Source organism: Ruegeria sp. O6 (assembly GCF_056535045.1).
Genome location: NZ_JBQERM010000043.1, coordinates 1 through 674, shown reverse-complemented (window position 1 = coordinate 674; position 674 = coordinate 1). Strand labels below are relative to the sequence as shown.

Below are 674 nucleotides of genomic sequence, written 5' to 3'. Positions count from 1 at the left end.
TACAAGCGCCCCCGGTTTCCGCCTCAGCTCATCGCGCATGCAGTGTGGCTGTACGTTCGCTTCAATCTGAGCCTGCGGGAAGTTGAAGAGATGCTGCTGCAGCGCGTGCGCTATGCTTCTTATGAAACTGTTCGGCGCTGGGTCATCAAATTCGGGCCGGTGGTAGCTCGAAATCTGCGGCAGAGACTGAACCGTCCAGGTGGTGTCTGGCATCTGGATGAAATTGTCGTGGACATTTCAGGTCGCAAGTATCGGCTTTGCGCGCGGTCGATCAGCATGGCGTCGTGCTGAAGGAAATCCTCCAACCCAGGCGGGACAAACGGGCGGCAAAACGGCTGTTGCGCCGCCTGATCAAGCACCTTGGTTTCATTCCCAAGCGGATCATCACGAACAAGTTGCGGTCCTTTGGCACCGCCAAACGGGAAATCGCGCCGGGCTTGGATCGTTGGTCGCACAAGGGCCTCAACAATCGAGCTGAAAACAGCCCCCTCCCATTCCGAAAGCGAGAACGGACGATGCCAGGATACCGATCTCCAGGAGGTTTGCAGCGGTTCGTAACCACCCATCAGCCGGCAGAAATTGCTTCCGCGTCCCGGCACGTCGTCGCTCCGCACAACCAATCCGTTATCACCGAATCGAGGCATTCGAAGCCGTGAATGCGGCCACTCGAGCCG

Annotated in this window: 1 pseudogene; it reads left to right on the top strand. The window is 58.2% G+C overall.

Going from position 1 to position 674, the window contains the following annotated elements:
* Positions 1 to 674: pseudogene (locus tag ACR0DY_RS19895) on the top strand (IS6 family transposase); the annotation flags it as partial.